Genomic DNA, 22,881 nt, shown 5'->3' with positions numbered 1-22,881 from the left:
ATTGTGTTTATTGGTTTTGATATAGGCGGAACGAAGACATCCGTGATCGTTGGTAATGAAAAACTCGAGATACTTGAGAAAGTAACCTTTCAAACCAACCCAGAGAAAGGTTTTAAAAATTTCCTTGAACGGTTATTACGTAAAGCTAAAGATATAGTAAAAGGATACGGAATAGACGCCATAGGTGTTTCTATAGGGGGACCTCTTGACGCTGAAAAGGGGGTTATCTTTAATCCTCCACATCTTCCGTGGGGGGAGGTTAATTTAAAAGGAGTTTTGGAGAAGATCTTTAAGTGCCCTGTAAAAGTGGAACATGATGCCAAAGCCTGTGCTCTTGCAGAGTGGAAATATGGAGCCGGACGAGGTTGTAAAAACATGATATTTCTTACCCTTGGAACGGGACTTGGAGCAGGATTGATCATAGACGGGAAACTTTACAGAGGAGCAACAGGCTTTGCAGGTGAGGTTGGACACATTCGTGTAGCAGAGAAAGGCCCCATTGTTTATGGAAAAGAGGGATCCTGGGAATCCTTCTGCAGCGGAAAAGGTATAGCGAAGCTTGCTCATTTCATGTTTCCAGAAATTTTCGAAGAGAATGTGACCACCAAAGAGATAGCAGATCAAGCTTTCAAGGGAAATAAGTATGCAATAGAAGTTTTAAAAGAAAGTGGAAAATACCTTGGTATCGGTATTGCCATTCTTATAGATATTTTTAATCCTGATGCCATAGTTCTTGGAAATCTGAGTTGGAGACTTCCACAAATTTGGTTAGAAAAGGCTTTTGAAGTTGTAGAGAAAGAAGCTTTGTCAAATTCAAGGAAAGTTTGCAGGATCGTTCGTAGCGAACTGAAGGATAGATTGGGGGACATAGCAGCTCTCTTAATTGCGCAATTTGCTTGGAAGAACATCGAATATTGAGGTGATCTCTATGGATGAGAAGAGGATCAGAGAGATATTTCTTGAAAGTTCTGAGATCAAAAGAAAATTTGCCGAGGAATTTGCCGGTATGATACTGGAAGTTGCCCGGAGAATTGTTGAAAAAGTGAAATCTGGAGGAAAAGTTATCCTCATGGGTAACGGTGGAAGCGCATGTGATGCTCAACATATAGCGTTAGAACTGGTTGGGAAATTTTACAAAGTAAGAAATCCAATACCTGCTATTTGTTTAAATGCTAACGGGGCTTTGCTTACAGAGATTGGAAACGATTTTGGTTTTGAAAACACATTTGTGAGACAAATAGAAGCTTTCGCAACCGAAAAAGACGTTGTTGTGGGAATAAGTACAAGTGGGAAATCCCAGAACGTTATCAGAGCTCTTGAAAGGGCAAAGGAAATAGGGGCTTTGACAATCGGTTTCACGGGGGAAATAGGAAAATCCATGAAGAAATACTGTGATTATCTCTTCGTAGTTCCAAGTTCTGATACCCCACGGATTCAAGAAACCCATATAACTTTAGGACACGTTTTGGCTCAAATTGTGGAAGAACTCATGGGAGGTTGATCGTAAATCATGGAATACAAAGGGCGCTGGCGCATCTTTGATACTTCAAGATTGAAAAGATATTCTCTCTTTGAAAGACCTTCGAAAGTTAGCCTGAAGGATCTTGTTGATTTGGAAAAAGTGAAGGTACCAAATTTAAGTGAAAAACTCGATAATACGATCAAAAAAGTTGCCGAAAAAATTTTGGAAGCAAAAGAAAAAAACAAAAAAATTCTGATAATTTCAGGAGCACACATAATAAAAAATGGCCTTGGAACATTTTTGATATGGCTCATAAAAAATGGTTTGGTTGATCATATAGCGGTAAATGGTGCGTTCATAATCCATGACCTTGAATTGGCTCTTGTGGGGAAAACATCTGAAAGCATCCCTAATGCTTTGGGAGAAGGGAAGTTTGGCTTTGCAAAGGAAACCGCAGATATTATAAACGAAGCAATCAATGAAGGAAACAAACGGAAACTTGGGTACGGTGAAACTATAGGAATGTTGCTTTCTGATGAATTGACGCTTCCATCATTTGGTAAATTGGAATTTCCTCATAAAGAAATCTCGGTTGTTTACAATTCTTACAAAAATAACGTACCTCTGACTGTTCATATTGCTATAGGCGCGGACATTGTTCATATGCATCCTTCTTTCTCAGGTGAAGCAGCGGGAGGATGTTCTGCTCGTGATTTTCTCATACTAGCAGAGACAGTTTCACATTTAAAGGAAGGAGTATGTATTCTAATAGGTTCCCAAGTTATAGGTGTTGAGAATTTTCTGAAGGCAGTATCGATGGCTGCGAATGTGGGTTCTCCTCCTTCCAAACTTTTTACAGCGGTTTTCGATATGAAGCCAGTTGAGTCCGTAAGGCCTGTGGAAATTGGTGACGAAAGAAATCCCGTGTATTACTTTAGAGACATAAAGAGTGTCGTAGTTAGAATTCCGAAAGCTTTCGAGGGGGAGGGAGTCTACGTCCAAGGAGATCATCGAGAAACTTTGATTGCACTTTGGGAATATCTTCATAGGAGTATTGGTTGAGGTGAAAGTGTATGGAAACAAACGAAATCTTGAAAGGATTTGAAAACCTGAAAATACTCGTTGTGGGAGATTTCTTTCTGGACAAGTATTATATTTACGATCCAAAACTTGGGGAACCAAGCTTGGAAACCGGTATAACTCCAATCGTGGTTACGGAATATGAACCATCTCCAGGAGCTGCAGGAAACGTTGCAAAAAATATGGCCATGCTAGGGGCAAAAGTTTATGTGCTGGGGATAATTGGTGATGATGAAGAAGGGAGAGTCTTGCTCGACTGCTTGAAAAATCTGAATATCGAAACTTCTCATATGATCGTATCACCCCAAAGAGTGACTAGATTTTACACAAAATTCTTCAATTCCGAAACCATGAAAGAAGATAAGCCAAGGATTGACAGGTATGATTTCTTTCCTATCACAAAAGATGAAGAAGATATGTTGATAGAAAGATTAAATTTTTTGATGGATGAAGTAGATTCGGTATTGTTGATAGATCAATATGAGACTGGTAAATTTAGAACATTCAGTGTTAGGGTCATAAACCATCTGCGTGATCTTAAAAGAAAATATCCAAAAAAGCTTTTCATAGCCGATTCAAGAAAGAAGGCAACAGATTTTTTGGATTTTTGTATGATCAAATGTAACATTAAGGAATTATCCAACATAGCCAAAGAAATTTTTGATGAAACTGTTGAAGAAACGTGTAAAGTGGCTCCAGTACTCTGTTCCCAAGTGTATGGTAAAAAACTGTTTGAAAAATTCAAAAACCCTATCGTGATCACCTTGTCAAATGAAGGAGCAGTTGGTATCAATGAAAAGGGTTGTCTTTTCAGAATGCCTTCCAAAAAGGTAAATGTTATCGATGTTTGCGGAGCAGGAGACGCTTTTACCAGTTGTTTCGTTTTAAACTTTCTGCAAAGTCGTGATTTTCAAAAAGCATTGGATTTGGGAATCAATTGTGGAAGTATTTGCGTTCAACAGCCGAGGACGGGGAAAATCACATGGAATATCTTGCTGGACAATTATGAGAAAGTTCCGTTTGTTTCCCTCAAAAATGAAAACACAGTTGTGCTGAATTTTGAAAGACTGAAGAAGAAAAATGTAAAAGTAGCTCTTTTCGATTTTGATGGAACAATTTCTTTATTGAGACGAGGATGGGAAAGCGTTATGAAAGAAGTTATGGTGGAATCAATTATGGGTAATAGGAAAATACCTGATGCTCTTTATCGAGATATATCAGATAGAGTGGACAATTTAATAAATAGAAGCACTGGTGTTAGAACCTCTATTCAAATGAAAGTCCTGGAAAAGCTTGTTCGAGGATATGGTTTGGTTCCAGAAAAGGAAATATTGCCTTTTCCCGAGTACAAGAAAATCTACACGAAAAGATTGAAAGAAATTGTGAAAAAAAGGATGCGGGAAATCACTAATGGAAAGAAGAAAAAACAAGACTATTTAGTAGAAGGCATCATAGATTTTCTAAGATTGTTAAAGAACAAAGGCATTAAGTTGTTTCTTGCTTCTGGAACAGATAAATCGGATGTTGTAGAAGAAGCGAAATTCCTAGAAGTTTATGATTATTTCGATTCTTTAGAGGAAAAGGTGAATGAGAGGAAAGAAATCTCTAAAAGGGAAATTATAGAAAGGATAGTAAACGAATTTAATCTTAATGAGGGAGAACTCCTTGTAGTCGGAGATGGCCCTGTTGAAATTATGATTGGATGGAAGTACAAGGCTTTAACATTAGGTGTTGCTTGTGATGAATACAAGAGAAATACATGGGATATGAAAAAGGTTGAAAGACTTTTAAGAGCGAAAGCAGATGTGATAATACCGAATTATTCGATATGTTTTGAAGACATAAAATCTCTAATTTTTGGGCGGTGAGTTTTAAGGTCTTGAGATTTTTTTGATAACACAAGGGTTTTTCTCTATGAGATTGTTCTCACTTTTATGTCACTCGCTGCTAATTTATCTCTGTTTTCAAAACACTTTTGCGTCTTGACGTCATCGTTCGACTGTGGTATCATTATTGAACGGTGATGGGTGCGTAGCTCAGTGGGAGAGCGCTTCCTTGACGAGGAAGAGGTCGCAGGTTCAATCCCTGCCGCACCCACCAGTTGAGGGGCCTAACGGCTCCTCTTTCTTTCTTAGTACGAAGAAAATGTGCTCAGCCTTCCATAAAATGTGTTCATCCTTTGAGAATTTTTTCTCCAGTTCTATGATAATGTCTCGATTCTTCTCAATTTGTGTTTCTGTGTAGTTAAACACCCCGATTCCTCGAATATCCACCATGTCGAATCCTTCCAAAGCTTCAAAATCTTCCGGCTTGAAGGCATAAGATCTGAAAGAAAACGCAACATCTCCTATCTCGATCGTTTGAGTGCTTACAAAGCGGTGAATCCAATTCCAGCCATTTGTTTCCACAATTTGTTGAAGAAAGGTGTAAAAGTTATCGACCATTGCCACTAGTACACCTTTTGGTTTGAGAACTCTTCTCACTTCTGAGAATGCTTTGTCTCTGTTTTCAACGTAACTGAGGACGTCACCCAAAGCAAGCACGCCATCGAAAGATTCAGAGGGAAAAGGTAACGACTCAGCACGTGCTTTGATAACATTTTTGACTCCTTTTTCTTTGGCAACTTTCAACATCTTTTCCGATGGATCGACCATTACCACGTCAAATCTTCTGTTTTGGAAAAACAGGCTCCATCTGCCGGTACCACCTCCAAGATCGAGAATTTTACACGGTTCCTTCAAATGTTCTTTTAAAAAACATTGAAGGAGCTCATGGTAGAGATGCCATCTTGGATTGTCGTACATGGAGTCGTATTTTTCTGCTACTCTATCGTAATACTCCCAGGCTCTCAACAGCATTTTTTCACCTTCAAGAAGACAAGTTCAGTCTCTCCATAGTCTCTGATTTTGACTATTTCGTAACCTTCAAAGTTGATTGTCACTCTTTTGCTCTTTTCGAGAATCGCCAGACTGTTTTCTTTCATAACCTTCGGAAGGAGTCGAAGAACTTCCTTCACTGTTCCAATTTCTTCGTATGGAGGATCGAAAAAGACAATATCGAACTTCTTATCGTGCCTTTTCAAAAAAACTATCGCATCTTCGTGAACCACTTCAGCATTTTTTCCTATAGTCTCAAGATTTTTCTTGCATATTTTCAACGCTCTCTTGGATTTGTCCACACAAACGACTTCTTTTGCACCCCTACTAAGCGCTTCGCAACTCACAACACAACTTCCACAGAAAAGTTCAAGAAAGCTTTTTCCTGATACGTCTATCATATTGAACAGAGCACTTCTCACAGAAGCCATGGTTGGTCTAAAGAAGTCTCCTGTCTTCAATTTTCGGCCTTTGTGTTTTCCACCCGTGAGGCGGGTTTCTCCCATATAAGCATCATCACTTCCTTTACTTTTCTCTTGAGATCCTCGATTGAAGAATTATTTGGTATCACTATTCCTTGAGTTACTACGTCTCTTTGGAATTTTAATCGTTCTTTCGCAAGCTTATTTCTCTCTATTATCTTTTTCTCACTCGAAACAACTGTAATGATATGATTACAAAGTTTGTCGAGTCCTATTCTTTTCAAAAGTGCGGCTTCTATTACGACGAGGCCGTTCTTTTCTTTTATGATATTCTCTACTTTTTTTCTCATGACAGGGTGAATTAACTGCTCAAGTTGCCGCAGTTTCTCTTCGGAAGTGAACACTATTTCGCCCAGTTTCTTTCTATCTATCTTTCCTTCTTTCAAGATCGAGGTTCCAAACAATTTCACGATCTCCTCTTTCATCTCTTCCAAGGTTTCGTGTCCTATGTTGTCTACGTTCACGACGTAGGCGTTGTATTCTTTTTTCAGAATCTCGCAAACCGTAGATTTACCAGTTCCAATCTTTCCAGTTACGCCGATCACCATACTCTTTTCGCTTTCTTGTTCAACTCCTCCTTGAATCTTTCGTATTCATCTTTTGCGAGGAAAATGATGCTTCTTGTATTGAGATTTTCTACTATTTCCGTGATTCTTTCTTCAACAGAGGGATCATCTGAAACGATGATATAGGTTCCTTCCTCTCCCAACGGCCCTCCTTCTATGAAAAAAACCATTTCTCCTTCATGCATTACCCTCTCAAATACACTCATTCTATGATCACCTTCTTGGACTTTTCCTTAACTTTATATTCATAACCTTCCCTTCCCATGAGAGCGAATGTGATTTTCTTTCCGAGTTCAACTCCAGGCTGATCAAACGGATTGATATTGAGGAGGTACCCCATGAAAGCAGTAGCTGCTTCGTAATAAGCGAAGAATTGTCCAACGTTGTAGGGCGTGAGTTTGTCAAAAACGACTTTCATGTTGGGCCTTCCGTTCTCTCTCAACGATTCCTCCGTTCCCGTCTGCTCCGCTAGGAGAAGATCGGAGAGTCGTTTTCTTGAAAGGTAAGAAATTTCTTCTCTTCCAGTTTCAGGTATGGTTATCTCTCTATCAAATTTCTCAACTCTCAAAAAGGTTATCACTTTATCGTTTGGGCCTTCGTTGTAAAGCTGAATTTGTGAATGTTGATCAGTTGCGCCTATCGCTTTCACGGGAGTTTGTCCTGTAAAAATCTCTTCGCCTTTCAGATTGCATCTCTTTCCCAGGCTCTCGGCCCATAGCTGTCTGTACCAGTCGACAAGATAGGTGAGCCTGTTGGAGTAAGCCATCATGACGGAAATGTTTTTACCTTTCTTCAGATAAAGGTAATGTGTGAGAGCGATCATAGCACTGGGATTTTTGAACACATCCTTTTCCATGCTTTTCTCAAAAGCATCCCCAGCACCTTCATGTAGCTCTTCAATGTCGATACCTTCTGCCATAGCTGAAAGCAAGCCCACGGGTGTTAAAACGCTGAACCTTCCTCCGACTCCTGGTGGAATCTCCAGACTTCTGAAGCCTTCTTCCTTCACGATCTTTCTAAGGAAACCTTTCTCCGGATCGGTTGTGACCAGTATGTGTTCTCTGGGATCGAGTCCGTACGCTTCCAAAATACCTCTCGCTATGGAGTAGTTCGCCATGACTTCTGCGGTGGAGCCAGATTTTGAGATTACGTTGAACAGGGTCATTTTCAAATCTATTCTTTCTAGTATGGATGACACAAAATCTGGATCGACGTTGTCCACCACGAAAACTCTTGCGTAGCCATTCCTCTCTTCTTTTGTCATTTCATTCCAGTTCAAAGGCCTCAACGAGTAATGCAAGGCCAGATTCCCGAGACCAGAACCACCTATGCCCAGAACAACTACTGTATCAAAGTTTACAATCCAGTCTTCCAATTCTTTTACAGAATCAATCCATCTCCTTTCTAATTTTGCAAAATCTGGTGTGTTCTCGGAGAAATTTTCAACAGCTTCCAATACTTTTTCCTCGACGTCGTTTATATCCTTCTCCGTCAGTCCATCAGAAACGTTAGGTTCAAAAAGGTTGGAAAAATCAAACTTCAATGCCATTGTTCCACCCCTCAGTAAACGATTAATGTTTTGAGATTGTAACCTTCCAGTCTTTTTCTAGGTTCCAGATAAGAAAGTTCCACCAAAAATGTGAGAGCGGCAACTTCTCCTCCTAACTTCTTAACAAGTCTTATGAGCGCTTCTGCTGTTCCTCCGGTGGCAAGGACATCGTCAACTATCAGTATTCTTTGTCCTCTTTCTATAGCATCTTCGTGTATGTGTAATTGCTCGGTACCATATTCGAGTTGATATTCCTCGTATACCGTTTTGTATGGAAGTTTCCCAGGTTTTCTCACAGGGACGAAACCTTTTCCCAATTTGTAAGCCATGGCGGATCCGATTATGAATCCTCTCGCTTCTGGAGCAACTACCAGCTCGAATTCCTCTTCTGAGACAAGATCGCACAGTCTGTCGATCGCTTCTTTGAAAGCTTCGTTGTTTTTTAAAAGCGGTGTGATATCTCGGAATATAATACCTTTCTGGGGAAAATCAGGGATATCTCTGATGAATTGTTTCAGGTCCAATTTAAACACCTCCTACGAAAGAATAATCTCCTCGATCGGACGGATACAAGGCGAAGAAAGTACTCCCACTTCCTGTCATCATTTTTAGAATGGCATCTCTCCCAAAAGTTTCAACCCTCTCTTTTATGTAGGGATGTTTTTTTAAGAATACTTCTTCAAAAACGTTATAAGAAAGCTTTCTTATCGTTTCGTAATCCCTTTCAAGGTAAGCCTTGTGAAGCTCTGTCAGATTGTTCGGACCTTTTTTGTACATCTCGATGGTGAGAGAATCGTACATTTCCTTTGTGGAAGAATGTACATTTGGGAAGAGGAGATCTACGGAATATCCGGAAATATCTTCAACTTTTTCAACAATTTCTCCTTTTCCTCGCACAATTGCTGTACCACCGTAAAGAAAAAAAGGTACATCGCTTCCAACTTTTATGGCTATTTCGCGGAGATTTTCGGACGATACATTGAAGATCTTGCCGAGATATTTCAGAAGGACGGCTGCATTGGAACTGCCACCTCCAAGTCCCGATCCCATTGGGATTCTCTTTTCAAGCAGGATTTCAAGACCAAAATTTTTGTTTGTTTGTTCTTTGAAAATTTCGTAAGATTTTCTGAGTGTGTTGTCTTCTGGAAGTTCCACGTTGCTTTTTAGAACAAAACCCTCTTCACAGATCTTTACCATAAGTGTGTCGTGAAGAGATATGGTTTGAAAGAGTCCAAGTATATCATGATAACCGTCTGAACGCTTGCTTAAAACATCGAGATAAAGATTTATTTTTGCGTAGGAGATAAGTTCAACAAAACTCTCGCTGCTATCTTTGACCAACCTTCCATCACTCCCAAATACTTTTCCAAGTCGCTGAGTTTCACAAGCTCCCATTCGAACAGATCCTTTTCTCTTATTGTGAGGAACCTTCCTTCTCCTATGAAAAGAGCTCCAAGGTGTACCCTGCTCACTTCACTGGCGGATGAGTTGATCAAACCAAGGAAAACCAAAGTTTTTAGTCTCACATCGACTTCTTCGTTTATCTCTCTTTCTAAACCTTTTAGAAAAGCTTCTTCTGGGTTTTCCCCATCTTCCTTGCGAATGTGTCCTCCTATTCCAAGCGAATACAGATTATGTAGTCTTCTTTCTGTCTGTCTCGTTGTTCTTTTGGTGAGAAGAACTCTATCACCATCCAATATGACTACGTAAGGTATGATCTGTTTTGTTGTCTCGTCATATTCTGCTTCAGATCTGTTTCTGAAGAATCCAAAGTGTTTCACAAAACGCAGAAATTCCTCCAAATCGACCTTTAAAAATCCTTCAAACTTACCAAACTCTCTGAACACATCCTCTGTTTTAACAACCAATATTTTTTCGTCCTTCATTTACTCTCTTCCCACCTCGTGGCCAGGTCTTTTGAAGAAATCAGTTTTTTCTTCATCTGCTTTCAACTGTCTCCATCTGTGTGTTGCTGTTTCACAGAAGCGTTGTATTATAGCTGGAAGGTCACTCTTTTCAAGGAGTTCTCTTCCTATTCTTTCTTTGAGTCTTTCACTCAGAATGTATCTATTATTCTCTGGATCAAAGGTGATGTCCTCAGTGTAATCTTCTATTTTGAAATCTTCTAGAACTTTTTCCAGAAATCTCAGGGTGAACTCGATGAAGACATCTCCAACTTCGTCACTTCTCTTCACATCGTGGAGTTTCTTTCTGTAATCTTCGATCAATTCCTTTTCATATTTCACAAACGAGAACATCTTTTCTCCTTTTTTCATGTTGAACACCTCCGTTCAGATTTTGTGTTTTTTTAGAGCAATATACCCTACCGTTAAAATGGCAGCTGTTTCAAATCTGAGTATCTTTCTCCCGAGATTTATCATTGTCGTCTTCGACATCAAGATCTTTCTTTCTTCTTCAGAGAAACCACCTTCCGGTCCTACTACTATCGTTAAATCTCCCTCTGGATCTACCTCGAGTAAACTTTTCTGGGCGTACAAGTCGAGTGTTATGGTTTTCCCTGAAAAGCTCAGTTCCTTCATAATTTCTATCTCTGGGAAAAGATACCTCCTGCATTGCTTGGCAGCTTCCCTGACTACGATTTTCGCTTTTTCTATATTGGGATCATGTTGTGATCTCTGAAATTTGTGAAGTAGAATACTATCTACACCTAATTCCACACATTTTTCTATTAGAAGTCGTGTTCTCTCCCATCGTCCAATAGGAACCATCACTTTTAACTTTTCGAGAGATTCTTCTTCCTTTTTTTCTGATTTCAATATTGTGCCAATTGCTCCATCTTTTTTCAGTCTTTCAATGACACACAGGTATGAAAATCCTTCCCCGTCTGTTGTCTCGATCGTGTCACCTTCCTTGAGACGAACGACCCTCATGTGATGTGCTTCTCTTTCATCGAACAACATCCGATTTCCTTCGACGACTCCATAGAAAAGATGAGGCATTTAGGGTATCACCTCAAAACCCGTGTATGGTACTAAAACATCCGGGACCTTTACACTTCCATCCGACTGTTGATAATTCTCGAGAATGGCAACTAGCGCTCTTCCTACAGCAATGCCCGATCCGTTGAGAGTATGAACAAGCGTGAGTTTCCCATCGGATCTTCTTCTGTACCTAATGTTTCCTCTTCGTGCTTGAAAATCCGTTACATTACTACACGAAGAGATCTCTTTGTATGCATTGTAGGATGGTAACCAAACTTCTATGTCATACGTCTTTGAAGCTGTGAAACCGAGATCCCCCGTACAAAGCGAAACGATACGATACGGGAGTTCTAACTTTTGGAGTATGACTTCCGCATCTTTGACGAGTTGTTCGAGATCATCAAAGGATCTTTCAGGTGTCGTTATCCAAACGAGTTCCACCTTGTCGAACTGATGCTGTCTGATCATACCGCGTACGTCTTTTCCATAGCTTCCCGCTTCTCTCCTATAACACGGAGTGTAAGCAACGTATTTTCTTGGAAGTTCTTTCTCTTCAAGAATTTCATTGCTGTGAAGCGCAACGAGTGGAACTTCAGCAGTCGGTATGAGGAAAAGATCATCCTTCTCTGTCAAGTAAAGTTCTTCCTCAAATTTGGGTAGCTGTCCAGTGATAGTAATCGTCTCTCTTTTAACGAGATGTGGAACCCATACTTCCGTGTATCCATGTTCTTTCGTGTGAACGTCTAACATGAAGCTTATGAGAGCCCTTTCGAGTTTTGCAAGCTTTCCGTACATCACTGTGAACCTAGAACCACTGAGTTTAGAAGCCCTTTCAAAATCCATGAGCTTCCAAGCTGGGCCCAGATCCCAATGAGCAAGAGGGGAAAAATCAAACTTTCTCGGTTCTCCCCATCTCCTCACTTCCACATTCTGTGATTCATCCGATCCAATCGGTACGGATTCATGCGGTATGTTCGGAATTCTCAAAAGAAGATCGTTGAGTTTGGATTGTAACTCTTTTTCTTTGCTTTCAAGTTTTTTAATTTCCTCACCGATCCTCTTTCCTTCTTCGATCAAAGACTGTGCTTCGGAATCTTTGCCTTCTTTTTTCAATCTCGCCACACTCTTGGAAATTTCGTTTCTCCTCGCCCTGAGTTCGTTGATCTTTGTTATTGTGTCGCGCCACTCTCCATCGACCCTTAAGATGTCATCGATTATATTCATAGATTCCCCTCGTTTTCTCAAGGCATCTTTGACAATATCTGGATTCTGTCTTATGAGTTTTATATCGATCATTCTATCCCTCCCTTTATTCCAATTCTATCAGAAGACATATCTTATGAACCTTCTGAGAACTAGCCCCAGAAAGATCGTCCCGAGAATCATGAAGGTCGATATGGCGTTAACTGTGGGAGAAATGCCAAACCTTATCATGGAGTATATCTGTATCGGGAGCGTGGTCGAACCCGGTCCCGCCACGAAAAAGGTGATAACAAAATCATCAATGGATAGCGTGAAGGCGAGCAGAAAGGCAGCGAATATGCCTGGTAAAAGATTGGGAATTATCACTTTGTAGAAAACTTGGAGGTCTGTACTTCCGAGATCGTAAGCTGCTTCTATAATGTTTCTATCGAAATCTTGAAGTCTTGAGTAAACAACCATCATCGTGTAAGGAATGGAGAAAGTTATGTGTGCAAGAATGATTGTGAAGAGTCCAAGTTGAATTTTCATAGTCGAAAACAACAAAAGAAGGGAAATTCCTATTATCACATCAGGAACCACGAAGGGTAAGTAAGTGAGGAACCAGAGAGCACTCTCGAGTTTTGTCTTTTTCCAATAAAGTTCAACGGCTGTGACGGAACCGATGATGGTTGCTATTGTGCTCGAAATGATGGCGACGATCAAAGAATTCTTGAAAGCATTCCACACCGAGTACTCTCGTGTGAAAAGCTTTATGTACCATGTCAAAGTGAACCCGCTCCACACAGGTGATTTGGCGGAGTTGAAAGACATTAGAACCACGATGAAAAGTGGAAGATAAAAGAATATCATCGTCAGTATAACAACGGTTTTAATGAAATTACCTGGCCTCAACTTTTCTCTCTCCTTTTCATAACGATGACGATACTCATCAACGCTATCAGAGTTAACAGATTCGACATCGCAGAAGCCACTGGCCAATTCCTTACACTCATGAGTTGCCTGACGATTTCATTCCCTATCATTTTTGAGTTCACGCCACCAACGAGATCTGGTATTGCGTAGGATCCCAGTGCGGGAACGAAAACGAAAATGAAAGCGGTTAAGAGTCCCGTCCGTACGTTCGGTAGAAGAACCTTCATGAAAGTAATAGATTTACTAGCACCTAGGTCCAATGAAGCTTCCAATATACTATCATCGATCTTCTCCATGGAAGCGTAGAGTGGTAAGATGGCAAATGGAAGGTATGTATAAACAATCACTAGAATGACAGCAAACGGATTGTAGAGAAATTGAATGGGACCCACCCCGAGAGCACCGAGAAGTTGATTTACTATTCCATTGTTTCCAAGAACGATTTTCCAAGCGTATATTCTTATCAAGGAATTCGTCCAGAAAGGAATAACGGTCAAGAGGAGAAGGAAGTTTTTCAAACGGCTCTTCGCTATGTAAAAGGAGACGGGAACAGCCACAACGAGTGTGATGAGAGTGGCAATCCCGGAAATCCAGATGGATCTCCAGATGAGGTTCAAGTACCGTGGAAGATATCGGTAAGCGTCCAGAGTAAAACTCCAACGAACGCCGCCGTACACCTGAGGTTCCAAAAAGCTGAAAATGAAAATAATAGAAATGGGTATTATGAACAAAATCATCAACCAAAGAATGTATGCATATTTCATTCTTCCAGCACCTCTACGATAAAGCTATCATCTGGGTCCCAACTAACGAACACCTCGTCTTCCCACTTTATGATGGGTTCATCCAATATATATCTGGCATGCTGTTTGTACACTTTTAAAATATAACCTTCATCTAGGCGAACAAAGTATTTGGTTTGATAACCCATGTAAATCTCCTCTTCGACGACTCCATGGAAGATGTTGAGGGTATCACCATATTGTGGTCTCTTCTTCGAAATTCTGATCTTTTCCGGCCTGAGAGTGATGATCATCTTATCACCTTTGTTGGCTTCTTTGTCTCTGTAACACTTAAACTCCCCTACACCGTGGCTTTTCACTATGTAATATTCTTCCTCAGAGCCGATCACTTCGACCTTCATGAGGTTGGTTTCACCAATGAACGTTGCTGCAAAGACGTTGGCAGGGCTTTCGTAGATTTCATAAGGTGTTCCCACTTGAACAATCTCACCCTCGTTCATAAGTGCTACCCTGTCTGATACACTGATCGCTTCTGTTTGATCGTGGGTCACATAAATGAAGGTTATACCAACTTTATCATGAAGATTGTCGAGCTCGACAAGAAGCTCTTGTCTCAATTTTGCATCCAGGGCACTCAGCGGTTCATCGAGAAGGAGGACCCTCGGCTCGTTTGCGAGGGCCCTCGCTATGGCTACCCTTTGTCTTTGACCTCCTGAAAGTTGAGAAGGTCTCTTCTGAGCGTGTTCCTCCATTCTTATTAACGAGAGTAGTTCTTCAACTTTTTCCTTTATCTCTTTTTCGGAAAACTTTTTCAGTCTCAAAGGAAAAGCGATGTTCTCGAAAACTGTAAGATGCGGAAAAAGTGCGTAATTTTGGAATATAATATTCACGGGCCTCTTGTTGGGAGGAAGGCCTAGGATTGAATTTCCATCCAGTAGCACATCTCCGTTCTTCACATCTTCAAAACCTGCTATGACACGAAGCAAAGTGGTTTTCCCGCATCCTGAGGGTCCAAGAATGGAGTAAAATTCTCCTTTCTTTATGTCAAGAGAAATGTGTTTCAACACATGGAAATCGTCGAAGAACTTATCAACGTTTTTTATAGAAACTTCCCCGCCAACCAATTCGTTTCACTCCATCACATGATGATTTCAAGCCAAATTTTATTGTAGAGTTCAAGGGCTTCTCCGACATCTTCGATAAATTCACAGTTCTTGAGTTCTTCTATAGTATAAATCGGTTCTGTTTTCATATATTTTCTTGCTTCGACGTTGGGAGAAGGAAGGCCAAGGTAATCAGCGATCTTTGCAGCGTTTACAGGGTCGAGAATGAAATTGATAAATTTGTATGCAAGTTCCACATTTTTGGCTCCCTTAGGTATCACCATGTTGTCTATCCAGAGTGTTCCCCCTTCTTTTGGTATGAAGAAATCGAAGTATTGTTCTTCTCCTTCAGGTATTCTTTGATAAACATCCTCGGCGTATCCGTGTACTACCCAATATTCTCCGGCTACAATTCCGTCAGCATAAGAGGTGGCATCGAATTTCGCGATGTTCTTTTTCCATTTGAGAACAACCTGTTTCGCCTCTTCAAGTTCTTTTGGATTCTTCGTATTCACCGAATATCCAAGGTACTTCAGAGCGGCTCCCAGTACTTCTCTCATGTCATCGAGAAGAGTCATCCTTCCCCTGAGATCCTCTCTTTCGAATATAGACCACGACTTTTCGTACTCTTTGACGTATTTCTTGTTCACTATCACAACCGTTGATCCCATCATGTATGGAACACTGTATTCATGATTCGGGTCGTACGTGGTTTTCGAAAGGATATCCTTATCGAGGTATTTGAAATTAGGTATCTTCGAGAGGTCGATTTTTTGTAGCATTCCTTCTTTTGACATTATCGAGACATAATCTCCGGAGGGAAAGATAAGATCGTATCCTCTACCACCACCGGCTTTGAATTTTGCATACATTTCTTCGTTGGATGCGTACGTGTCGTAGACAACACGACAGTTGTACTTTTCTTCGAAAGCTTTGATGACATCTTCGGGAATGTAATCCGCCCAGTTGTAAATGTAAAGTGTTGCCTTTCCCAAGAGAATAGTTGCCGTTACAACAATCAAGGCGAGAAGGAATTTTTTCATTTCTACTACCTCCTTTCTTCAATATAAAAAGCCAGGCCTTGATGCCTGGCTCACTGGAGGCGGCGGTGGGATTCGAACCCACGAATAGGGATTTTGCAGACCCCCGCCTTAGACCGCTTGGCTACGCCGCCACCCACATAAAATATGATACCACATACTCGAAAGTGTTCAAGAGCTTTCCAAATGACACGTGTCGTTCAGAAGAATAAGTCTAGGCTTGCTTTCGATTTCTACTATGCTCAGGGAAGCGTTGTCGAGTTTGAAATTTCGATGAAGATGGAGAGGAAGTCCTAACACCCAGCAAATAAAAGATCTCAGAGATAGCGAATGAGACACAACTACAACATCATTTGATCCATTCAACCTTTCTCGAGCCACGATCTTTATCATGGATTTTACCACTCGTTTCTGCACATTTTTCATAGATTCAAGCCCCTCTACCTCAAAGTTTGGGTCTGTGGACCATTTTTTGAATTCGTAAGGGTATTCTCTCATAGCTTCCTCAACGGTGAGACCATTCCACAGGGATATTTCGCATTCTTTCAATCCTTCTTCGATTTTGACCTTTTTTTCGAATTTTTCAGCAATCTCTTTTGCGGTTTCGAAACTTCTCATGAGGGGGCTGGAGTACACAGCGTCTGCTTTTTTCAATCTTTCCGCCAATTTTTTTGCTTGATTTCTTCCTCTCTCATTCAAGGGAACATCTGCTATACCTTGCCAAAGACCTTTTTCATTCCACGAAGTCTCTCCATGTCTTACTAAATAGAGTTTCATACCTGAATGCACCTCTTTGTGTTAGACTTTGTATGGAGGTGAACGAAATGAAATCACTTACGTTGGTTTTTTTGGTATTGATGGTTATTTCTTTGTTTTCGTGGAGTGGACATGAGGGCCTAACTTACTACATCGTGAAAGATATTGTACCAGATGAACTGGTAAAAATCACACCTTACAATTATCAGGAAAAAAGAGTTTACAATCTTTCAAAACTTGTCCTCGAGGATGTTTGTGGGAAGGACACAATAAAAGCTTGGGATGGTGCCATTATACCACCGAACCCGGCTCCAGTGAACGGGAAGGTTCCTGCCTGGCAAATTCTTACAGTGTATTCATCTGAACCGGATTGGGGGATGGATCAGGGACTGGATCTCTCTCCGTACCAATTCTTAATCGGGAACAGTCAAGGGGTAAGACACATGAAATACCGCATTTTGGGTCTTGAGTTTTTCGAGGCGGATAAGAGTTTTTACTATTTCCACGATCTTTCTAAAGAAGCTTTTCGGAAAGGTGATAGGTACTGGGGATACAGATTTTTGGCAAGGGCGCTTCACTACATAGAAGATCTTTCTCAGCCTTACCACAACACACCGGGAGAGTTGGGTGAGATCTTTCGAGCTCTCTTCGACCACTCCATAACGAGAATGCTAATGAACGCTCATTATGTTTACGACGATTATCTTGCGTATCTCATATACTCGGGAGATGAAGAAACGATTAAGACTATCGAAAATGCTAAACCCGTTTTCCTGAAATCGGAATGGCATCTCGTACAGGAAATTAGGAAGCTTGCTTTGTCTTACTTCCCAAAAGTTCATAGAGAGATAAAGAAAGTATTCGGCGAAAAATTGAAAGAAAGAAAAGGAAAATTGGAAAGTTTCACTGTGATTTCAGTTGAGGAATTCAAAGAAGCAGATGAAAGAGGTGACCTTTCGAACCTGAAACGTTATACCTTGGAACTCATAGGGAAAACAGCATCTTACTTGAAAGGTTATCTTATTGATTTTCTTAAGGCTGTGAGAACCTTTTAAGGGCTTGTTCCAGAGTTTTCCAAGAGAGGAGAAAACACTTCACTCTCGCGGGATAATTTTTGATGTCTGACATGATGGCAACATTACCAAGCTTCTTTTCATCAAAGGAGCTTCCCGTTGCCATTTTTTCAGCTTCTTTCAGTATGCTTTCTACATCTTCTACCTTCCTTCCTAGAATTCTTTCTATCATGAGGGATGCGGATGCCTGGCTGATCGCACAGCCTATTCCTTCAAACTTTGCATCTTTTATCTCACCATTTTCGATTTTCAAGTAAAGAACTATTTCGTCACCACAAGATATGTTTTTTCCTTCCTCCACGACGGTGGCGTTTTCTAATTTTCCTTTGTACTTTTTTGAGTTAGCATAATCCAGAATAGCTTCAGAATATATCATCTCCCGAACCACCCCTTTATCTTTTTTATGCCCTCTAAGAATATCTCGACGTCTTCTTCTGTATTATACAAATAGAAGCTGACTCTACACGTGGAGTTTGGAAAGTTCATCTGGGATTGTTCCTTCAGCAAATTCATCAACGGTTGGGCACAGTGATGGCCACTTCTCAAGGCCACACCGAACTCTTGATCAAGGATGTGAGCGACATCGTGAGGATGGATGCCTTTTAAGTTGAAAGAAACGATGCCATGTTGTCTTTCATCGAGCGGTCCATAAATTTCCACTCCGTCTATTTCTTTCAACCCGTTGATCGTGAGCTTTGTCAAGTTCTTTATCTTTTTCTGTATGTTCTCAAAACCTATCTCTTGAAGGAATTCTATTGCCTCTTTGGAAGCCACAATATCCGACACGTTCGGAGTTCCGGCTTCAAATTTGTAAGGGAGTTCATTGAAAGTAACGTCCTCTAGTGTAACTTTGTCTATCATCTCACCACCATACAAGAATGGTTCCATCTGTTCAAGGAGTTCTCGTCTTCCATACAACACTCCGACTCCTGTAGGTCCCAGCATCTTGTGGAGTGAGAAAGCAAGGAAGTCCACATCTAACTCTTTTGGTTTCACGTTCTCATGTGGCAGCAACTGTGCTCCATCCAGAACGATTATAGATTTCGGGAAAATGTTTCTAAGATCCTCGATAGGTAATCTTTGGCCGGTCACATTTGAAAGCCCTGTTATCGCGATAATCTTTGGATTTTCTCCTTTCCATTTCATCAGATCATTCAATTCGAGTGTCCCGAATCTTCCAGAAGGTTTTATGTACGCCACTCTGTAGCGATGAAATTTTGATAATCTCAACCATGGAACAAAATTTGCATGATGCTCCACAAGCGACAATAGGACAAGATCATCTTCTTTCAACAGTCCACTTCGCACAAGAGAAACGACCACAAGATTTATTGCCATTGTGGTACCGGAAATGAAAACAATCTCCTCCGGTTTTGCCTCCAAAAAGTCCGCAAATTTTTGCCTGGATTCCTCGAGCGCAACTGTTGCACGTGAAGCGAGTGTATGGACTGCTCTGTGAACATTAGAGTAACTGTTGTAGTAAAAATCTTTCAGTTTCTCCACTACACGTTTTGGTTTTAGTGTTGAGGCTGCGTTGTCGAGATAAACAAGTCTTTTCCCATTTATTTTTAATTTTAGGGAAGGAAACTCTTCAGACAATTCTGTTGATAACATCCTCCACCTCTCCTCTCATAGGTTCGTCAATTTCATCGAGAATTTCGCAAAAGATACCTCTTACAATAAGTTTTTTGGCCTCTAATTCTTCTAAGCCTCTTGACATCAAGTAGAACAACTCATTTTCGTCCAGCGAAGAGGAACTTGCTGAATGGGAAGCGGTGACTTCGTTTTCATCTACCCACAGGCTAGGAATTGCGTCCATTTTTGCGTTCGGGGACAGAAGTAATGTGTGCTCAACTTCTTCAGCCACTGCGTTTTTTGCCCCCCTCTTTACATCAAGGATTCCCCTGAAAACGACTTTCCCCGAATCGTCCACAATACCGTTTCCTTTGAGTTTTCCCTCCGCTTCTTCTCCTATGAACCTCATGAGATACAGAACGTCTGTTATACCTTTCCCGTTTTGATAGAAAAATGACTTCATATCTGCCGTGCTTCTTTTTTCCATTTTCACCAAGACATGACCTATTTTCCTGTTCCCAAAAGCTTTGAAATCTCTGAATATCAACGTTGATCCTTCTTCTAGGAATATGAGGATGTTATCGAAGGAAAAATCGCCGAAAAGATCTACGTTCACGAATTTTAAAGTTGCCCCTCTCTTCACCAAGATCCTCATCACGGAATCTTTGAATCTGTTAGTTTTAGATATCTTGAAAATCTTCGCATTTTTTTCCACAGTGATGAGATAGTTTTCTATTCCGTCTTTTTCGGACCTGATTGTGTGAGTACCATCACCGAAGACTTTAAAGCTTGTGAAGAATGTGTCGGCGAGCAGAACAAATTTTCTGTGTGAACCCTCAAAGTCGAGGTTCTCAAGAAGAGATAACCTGACATTCTCGTTCACATACTCAAAGGAAAGCTCTGGAAGTTTCAGTCCGTCGAGAGTACATCTTTTCCACTTTGGAAAACCCCATTCTTTGTATTCTTGGAATTTCCTCTTTCTCCATTCCTTCAGAGGACCTTCGGTTTTTTCTAACGCCTTTTCCAAAACGTTTAGATCGTAATCGCTTTTGGAAAATATCTGAGGTGGTTCCCAAACAACAGCTTTTTCTCCATTATGCTCTATCACTAACGTTTTTTCCATGATTAACACCTCACCCTATGCTCTTCTCTATTTCCAACTCAAGGAGTTTGTTTAACTCAACAGCGTACTCGAAGGGGAGCTCCTTCACAACAGGTTCAACGAAACCTTTTACAATCAGGGATTTTGCTTCTTGTTCGGAAAGTCCCCTACTCATAAGGTAAAATATTTGTTCTTCACCTATTCTACCGATTCTCGCTTCGTGTCCTACATCGGCGCTATCCGTTTCTACTTCTATGATTGGAACGGTATCACTCTTCGATCTATTATCGAGCATCAGAGCAGCACATTCCACGGAGGCCTTGCTCTTTTTTGCATCTTTGGAGATCTTCAAAAGTCCTCTGTAGAATGCCCAACCACCCCCGAGCGAGATACTCTTAGCACTGACTAAAGAACTTGTATAAGGTGCTAAATGTACAACTTTCGATCCTGTGTCCATATGTTGTCCTGGGCCTGCGTACGTTATTGACATACTCTCCGCCCTTGCACCTTTTCCTTTCAAAATGGTCATCGGGTACAACATCGTCTTGTGACTGCCAAGAGAACCCGAAACCCATGTCATTGAGCCTTCTTCATCCACTATGGATCTCTTTGTGTTGAGGTTGTAGGTGTTTTTACTCCAATTTTGTATTGTCAGGTATTTGACCTTTGCCCCTCTTTTAACATATATCTCCACCATTCCCGCATGGAGATTTATGACATTGTATCTCGGAGCAGAGCAGCCTTCGATGAAAGTAACCTCACTACCTTCTTCGGCAACTATGATAGTGTGTTCAAACTGTCCCATACCTGGATTGCTCATGAGAAAGTACGCTTGGAGAGGCATGGGGACCTTTACACCTGCTGGCACATAAAGAAAAGTTCCTCCGCTCCATATGGCTCCGTGAAGTGCAGCGAATTTGTGATCTGTTTTGGGAACGAGTTTCATGAAGTACTCTCTCACAAGATCAGGATATTCCCTCACGGCACTTTCCATGTCCAAGAAAATAACACCCAATTTTTCAAGTTCTTTTCTGATGTTTTGATAAACTACCTCAGAGTCGAGTTGTGCTCCAACACCTGCAAGGTACTTCCTTTCAGCTTCGGGGATTCCCAGTTTGTCAAAAGCTTCTTTCACTTCTTTCGGTACTTCTTCCCATGAAGTTCCCTTCTTCGCATCGGGTTTTATGTAAGAAACGATTTTTCCTAAATTTAGTTTGGAAATGTCGACTCCGAATCTTGGATCATGCCATTCTTTGAAAATCTTGAGGGATTCCAATCTATGTTCAAGCATCCACTTTGGTTCTGATTTCGCCATCGATATTTCTTCGATCAACCTTTCATCGAGTCCTGGAGGAGCTTTATAGGCTGTTTTCACTTTTGGAACGAAATTGAACTTTGAATCGTCGATGATAAGTCTTTCCATCATCTCACTCCTTCCAGTGTGTATCCTTTTTCTTCAACCTCGTCTGCCAGTTCCGCCCCTCCACTTCTTACGATGCGGCCATCCACATATATGTGGACTTTGTCTATCTTTTTCAGATAGTTCAAGAGTCTTTTGTAATGCGTGATGATGAGAAGGGTCACTCCTTCGTCGTTGAGTTTCGCTATCGTACTCGCTATGAGTTTCAACGCATCCACATCGAGACCTGAATCTATTTCATCGAGAATAAGAAATTTTGGTTTCAAGAAAAGACTTTGAAGAATTTCGGATCTCTTTTTCTCACCACCGGAGAAACCGACGTTCAAATATCTTTCAAGGAAATCTTCTTTGAATCCAAGTTTCATCAATATTTCTTCGAGATCCTTTCTCAGTTCCAAGTAATTTTTCTCTTCGCCATGGATTCTTCTGTGAGCGGTGATGAGGAATTGGGAGAGCTTGACTCCTTCGATTTCGTAGGGATTTTGAAAGGTCATCATGATTCCAAGTTTTGCTCTCTCGTTTGGAGGAAGATCCTTTATAGAACGACTTTCGAAAAGAATATCACCTTTTGTAACAACGTATTTCGGGTTTCCCATTATGACGTTTGCAAGTGTTGATTTTCCACTTCCATTCGGGCCCATGAGAATGTGTACTTCTCCTTTCTCTATTTCTAAATTGACTCCTTTCAATATCTCTTTCTCCTCATCTCTCAACTTCGCGTGAAGATCCGTGATTTTTAACATCATACTCCCTCCTCTTACGTTTTCCTAATTAATTATATCATAAGACCAATAAATGGCTGTATTGTATGGATTTTGTAAGGAAGAAATAATAAAAGCGATTGTGGTATAATAAAAAGCGAGCCGGGGTGGCGGAATTGGCAGACGCAGCGGACTTAAAATCCGCTGGGGTTTACAACCCCGTGTCGGTTCGAGTCCGATCCCCGGCACCATAGGATGAGGCACCTCTTCAGAGGTGCCTCCAACTTTTGTTGGGA

At 40.9% G+C, this 22,881-nt stretch carries 26 protein-coding genes and 3 tRNA genes; 7 read left to right on the top strand and 22 right to left on the bottom strand.

Going from position 1 to position 22,881, the window contains the following annotated elements; translation table 11 throughout:
* The first annotated feature begins 3 nt into the window (after nucleotides 1-3).
* From AS005_RS01805 to AS005_RS01785, 5 genes are all read left to right on the top strand, one after another.
* Complete coding sequence (locus AS005_RS01805; RefSeq protein WP_199203806.1) at nucleotides 4-918, top strand: ROK family protein; 915 nt, start codon at nucleotides 4-6, stop codon at nucleotides 916-918.
* Between the two features lie 10 nt (nucleotides 919-928).
* Nucleotides 929-1,501, top strand: a complete 573-nt coding sequence (locus AS005_RS01800) for a D-sedoheptulose 7-phosphate isomerase (protein WP_101509976.1) — start codon at nucleotides 929-931, stop codon at nucleotides 1,499-1,501.
* 9 nt (nucleotides 1,502-1,510) lie between these two features.
* Entirely contained in the window at nucleotides 1,511-2,524 is a 1,014-nt protein-coding gene (locus AS005_RS01795) for a hypothetical protein (RefSeq protein ID WP_101509975.1), read from the top strand.
* Nucleotides 2,525-2,535: 11 nt separating this feature from the next.
* A complete protein-coding gene (locus AS005_RS01790) occupies nucleotides 2,536-4,410 on the top strand; it encodes a PfkB family carbohydrate kinase (protein WP_101509974.1) in 1,875 nt (624 codons plus the stop codon).
* Between the two features lie 157 nt (nucleotides 4,411-4,567).
* Nucleotides 4,568-4,642 (top strand) — tRNA-Val (locus AS005_RS01785).
* Here AS005_RS01785 and AS005_RS01780 read toward each other — a convergent pair.
* From AS005_RS01780 to AS005_RS01700, 17 genes are all read right to left on the bottom strand, one after another.
* A complete protein-coding gene (locus tag AS005_RS01780) occupies nucleotides 4,621-5,400 on the bottom strand; it encodes a class I SAM-dependent methyltransferase (protein ID WP_101509973.1) in 780 nt (259 codons plus the stop codon). The two genes, AS005_RS01785 and AS005_RS01780, sit on opposite strands and share 22 nt — an antisense overlap.
* The gene (locus tag AS005_RS01775) at nucleotides 5,391-5,879 is read right to left on the bottom strand and encodes an RsmD family RNA methyltransferase (RefSeq protein WP_233186200.1); all 489 of its coding nucleotides are present in this window, start codon (nucleotides 5,877-5,879) and stop codon (nucleotides 5,391-5,393) included. The genes AS005_RS01780 and AS005_RS01775 overlap by 10 nt, the downstream gene beginning before the upstream one ends.
* The gene (gene coaE / locus AS005_RS01770; RefSeq protein ID WP_101509971.1) at nucleotides 5,876-6,448 is read right to left on the bottom strand and encodes a dephospho-CoA kinase; all 573 of its coding nucleotides are present in this window, start codon (nucleotides 6,446-6,448) and stop codon (nucleotides 5,876-5,878) included. Before coaE ends, AS005_RS01775 begins: the two co-directional genes overlap by 4 nt.
* Nucleotides 6,442-6,672 (bottom strand): hypothetical protein, encoded by a 231-nt coding sequence (locus tag AS005_RS01765; RefSeq protein WP_199203805.1) that lies wholly within the window; start codon nucleotides 6,670-6,672, stop codon nucleotides 6,442-6,444. The genes coaE and AS005_RS01765 overlap by 7 nt, the downstream gene beginning before the upstream one ends.
* Complete coding sequence (locus AS005_RS01760) at nucleotides 6,669-8,015, bottom strand: glucose-6-phosphate isomerase (protein WP_101509970.1); 1,347 nt, start codon at nucleotides 8,013-8,015, stop codon at nucleotides 6,669-6,671. Before AS005_RS01760 ends, AS005_RS01765 begins: the two co-directional genes overlap by 4 nt.
* Before the next feature lie 11 nt (nucleotides 8,016-8,026).
* The gene (gene apt / locus AS005_RS01755; protein WP_199203804.1) at nucleotides 8,027-8,539 is read right to left on the bottom strand and encodes an adenine phosphoribosyltransferase; all 513 of its coding nucleotides are present in this window, start codon (nucleotides 8,537-8,539) and stop codon (nucleotides 8,027-8,029) included.
* Nucleotide 8,540: 1 nt separating this feature from the next.
* Entirely contained in the window at nucleotides 8,541-9,356 is an 816-nt protein-coding gene (gene ispE, locus AS005_RS01750) for a 4-(cytidine 5'-diphospho)-2-C-methyl-D-erythritol kinase (RefSeq protein WP_233186199.1), read from the bottom strand.
* Nucleotides 9,302-9,901, bottom strand: coding sequence for an NUDIX domain-containing protein (locus tag AS005_RS01745; RefSeq protein ID WP_101509967.1), 600 nt, complete (start codon nucleotides 9,899-9,901; stop codon nucleotides 9,302-9,304). The genes ispE and AS005_RS01745 overlap by 55 nt, the downstream gene beginning before the upstream one ends.
* Complete coding sequence (locus tag AS005_RS01740) at nucleotides 9,902-10,291, bottom strand: hypothetical protein (protein ID WP_101509966.1); 390 nt, start codon at nucleotides 10,289-10,291, stop codon at nucleotides 9,902-9,904.
* A gap of 15 nt (nucleotides 10,292-10,306) precedes the next feature.
* Nucleotides 10,307-10,975 carry a 16S rRNA (uracil(1498)-N(3))-methyltransferase gene (locus tag AS005_RS01735; RefSeq protein ID WP_101509965.1) on the bottom strand — a complete coding sequence of 223 codons (669 nt, stop codon included), beginning with the start codon at nucleotides 10,973-10,975 and terminating at the stop codon, nucleotides 10,307-10,309.
* On the bottom strand, nucleotides 10,976-12,253 hold the full coding sequence (gene serS, locus AS005_RS01730; protein WP_101509964.1) for a serine--tRNA ligase: 1,278 nt from the start codon (nucleotides 12,251-12,253) through the stop codon (nucleotides 10,976-10,978).
* 27 nt (nucleotides 12,254-12,280) lie between these two features.
* A complete protein-coding gene (locus AS005_RS01725) occupies nucleotides 12,281-13,051 on the bottom strand; it encodes an ABC transporter permease (protein ID WP_101509963.1) in 771 nt (256 codons plus the stop codon).
* The gene (locus tag AS005_RS01720; RefSeq protein WP_101509962.1) at nucleotides 13,048-13,836 is read right to left on the bottom strand and encodes an ABC transporter permease; all 789 of its coding nucleotides are present in this window, start codon (nucleotides 13,834-13,836) and stop codon (nucleotides 13,048-13,050) included. Before AS005_RS01720 ends, AS005_RS01725 begins: the two co-directional genes overlap by 4 nt.
* Nucleotides 13,833-14,939, bottom strand: a complete 1,107-nt coding sequence (locus AS005_RS01715) for an ABC transporter ATP-binding protein (protein WP_101509961.1) — start codon at nucleotides 14,937-14,939, stop codon at nucleotides 13,833-13,835. The genes AS005_RS01720 and AS005_RS01715 overlap by 4 nt, the downstream gene beginning before the upstream one ends.
* A 14-nt stretch (nucleotides 14,940-14,953) precedes the next feature.
* Nucleotides 14,954-15,961 carry an extracellular solute-binding protein gene (locus tag AS005_RS01710; protein ID WP_101509960.1) on the bottom strand — a complete coding sequence of 336 codons (1,008 nt, stop codon included), beginning with the start codon at nucleotides 15,959-15,961 and terminating at the stop codon, nucleotides 14,954-14,956.
* Nucleotides 15,962-16,015: 54 nt separating this feature from the next.
* Nucleotides 16,016-16,092: transfer RNA gene (locus tag AS005_RS01705), tRNA-Cys, on the bottom strand.
* A gap of 37 nt (nucleotides 16,093-16,129) precedes the next feature.
* On the bottom strand, nucleotides 16,130-16,735 hold the full coding sequence (locus tag AS005_RS01700; RefSeq protein ID WP_101509959.1) for a histidine phosphatase family protein: 606 nt from the start codon (nucleotides 16,733-16,735) through the stop codon (nucleotides 16,130-16,132).
* Between the two features lie 47 nt (nucleotides 16,736-16,782).
* Here AS005_RS01700 and AS005_RS01695 point away from each other — a divergent pair, with 47 nt between their 5' ends.
* A complete protein-coding gene (locus AS005_RS01695) occupies nucleotides 16,783-17,769 on the top strand; it encodes a hypothetical protein (protein WP_101509958.1) in 987 nt (328 codons plus the stop codon).
* Here AS005_RS01695 and sufU read toward each other — a convergent pair.
* The 5 genes from sufU to sufC are packed head-to-tail and all read right to left on the bottom strand — an operon-like array spanning nucleotide 17,747 to nucleotide 22,627.
* Nucleotides 17,747-18,163, bottom strand: a complete 417-nt coding sequence (gene sufU, locus AS005_RS01690; RefSeq protein ID WP_199203803.1) for a Fe-S cluster assembly sulfur transfer protein SufU — start codon at nucleotides 18,161-18,163, stop codon at nucleotides 17,747-17,749. The two genes, AS005_RS01695 and sufU, sit on opposite strands and share 23 nt — an antisense overlap.
* Nucleotides 18,160-19,401, bottom strand: a complete 1,242-nt coding sequence (locus AS005_RS01685) for a SufS family cysteine desulfurase (RefSeq protein ID WP_101509956.1) — start codon at nucleotides 19,399-19,401, stop codon at nucleotides 18,160-18,162. The genes sufU and AS005_RS01685 overlap by 4 nt, the downstream gene beginning before the upstream one ends.
* Nucleotides 19,379-20,485 carry a SufD family Fe-S cluster assembly protein gene (locus AS005_RS01680; RefSeq protein WP_101509955.1) on the bottom strand — a complete coding sequence of 369 codons (1,107 nt, stop codon included), beginning with the start codon at nucleotides 20,483-20,485 and terminating at the stop codon, nucleotides 19,379-19,381. The genes AS005_RS01685 and AS005_RS01680 overlap by 23 nt, the downstream gene beginning before the upstream one ends.
* Before the next feature lie 10 nt (nucleotides 20,486-20,495).
* Complete coding sequence (gene sufB / locus AS005_RS01675) at nucleotides 20,496-21,890, bottom strand: Fe-S cluster assembly protein SufB (protein ID WP_101509954.1); 1,395 nt, start codon at nucleotides 21,888-21,890, stop codon at nucleotides 20,496-20,498.
* Complete coding sequence (gene sufC / locus AS005_RS01670; RefSeq protein WP_101509953.1) at nucleotides 21,887-22,627, bottom strand: Fe-S cluster assembly ATPase SufC; 741 nt, start codon at nucleotides 22,625-22,627, stop codon at nucleotides 21,887-21,889. The genes sufB and sufC overlap by 4 nt, the downstream gene beginning before the upstream one ends.
* Before the next feature lie 119 nt (nucleotides 22,628-22,746).
* Here sufC and AS005_RS01665 point away from each other — a divergent pair.
* Nucleotides 22,747-22,836 (top strand) — tRNA-Leu (locus tag AS005_RS01665).
* Nucleotides 22,837-22,881 lie beyond the last annotated feature (45 nt).

The organism is Thermotoga sp. KOL6, assembly GCF_002866025.1.
Taxonomy (GTDB): domain Bacteria; phylum Thermotogota; class Thermotogae; order Thermotogales; family Thermotogaceae; genus Thermotoga.
The sequence above is the reverse complement of the archived record's forward strand: the minus strand, read 5'-3'. Positions and strand labels throughout refer to the sequence as shown.